Origin of the sequence: Acidiphilium sp. 20-67-58 (assembly GCF_002255515.1) — a bacterium.
Classification (GTDB): domain Bacteria; phylum Pseudomonadota; class Alphaproteobacteria; order Acetobacterales; family Acetobacteraceae; genus Acidiphilium.
In genome coordinates this window covers 1-1,122 of sequence record NZ_NCAS01000110.1, presented here as the reverse complement: position 1 = coordinate 1,122, position 1,122 = coordinate 1, and the positions used below count along the sequence as shown (strand labels likewise).

The following is a 1,122-nucleotide window of genomic DNA, read 5'->3' as shown; positions in this document are numbered from 1 at the left end:
AGGCGGGAATACCACAGGTTTCGTCAGCCCCGCAGGTGATAGCCTGGAGGGACCGATCGATCTGTCCGAGATCCTCGATCTCCGCCGGCCCAGCCGCTATCCCGTGCGCGTCGCCGGCGATGCGCTGGCCAGCCGCGGCATCCTCTCCGGCGATATCCTGATCGCCGATGCCGCCACCCCACCGGCGCCTGGCAAGGTCGCCGTAGTGATGCTGGCCGGCGACGTGCTGGTCGCCCAGCTCGCCTGGCGCAACGGTCAGTGGCAGCTGCTCTCCGGCCGCGCCGGCACCGAGCCCCTTACCGTCGAGGGCGATGACGCCGAAATCTGGGCGGTGATCACCGGCCTGGTGCGAACGCAGGTCTGATCCCGATGCCAACCTTCGGTCTGATCGACGGCAATTCCTTCTATTGCTCGGCCGAACAGGCGTTTGCGCCGGAACTGCGCTTCCGCCCGCTTGTGGTGCTGTCCAACAATGACGGCTGCGCCATCGCCCGAACGCCGGAGGCCAAGGCGCTCGGGATCAAGATGGGCGAGCCCTGGCACCTGTTCCGCAAGCGTCCGGAAAGTAGGGCCGTCGAATGGCGGTCGAGCAACTACGCCCTTTACGGCGACATGAGCCGGCGGGTCTACGACGTGCTCACTGAACGGGTGCCGCAGGTTGAGCCCTATTCGATCGACGAGATGTTCCTCGATCTCGATGGCATTCCCGATCTCGAGCGGTTCTGTCGCGACCTCCGGCGCGATGTCCGACAGATCGCCAAGATCCCCACCTGCGTTGGGATCGGTCCAACCAAGACGATCGCCAAGCTCGCCAACAAGGTCGCGAAAAAGGAGACGGCGCTGAGTGGCGTGTGCGACCTGCGCGATCCGGAGCTTCGGGCGCGGCACTACGAGCGGCTGCCGGTCGACGAGGTCTGGGGCATCGGCGGCCAGGCCGGGGCGAAACTCGCCGCGGCGGGGATCGCCACGATCGGGGATTTCGTGCGGGCGGATCCGCGCGTGATGCGCGACCTGCTGACCGTGACCGGCGCGAGGGTGCAGACGGAGTTGCGCGGCGCCTCCTGCCTGCCGCTATCGCTGATGGCGCCAACACGGAAGGGAATCGCGGTAAGCCGCAGCTTC

Annotated in this window: 2 protein-coding genes; both read left to right on the top strand. The window is 67.0% G+C overall.

Annotated elements, in window-relative coordinates; genetic code table 11:
* Positions 1-364: LexA family transcriptional regulator (locus B7Z76_RS16235; protein ID WP_291345301.1), on the top strand; the 364-nt coding region annotated here is incomplete at its 5' end.
* A 5-nt stretch (positions 365-369) separates the two neighbouring features.
* Positions 370-1,122, top strand: a 753-nt coding sequence (locus tag B7Z76_RS16230) for a Y-family DNA polymerase (protein ID WP_291345300.1), incomplete at its 3' end; no start/stop codon positions are given.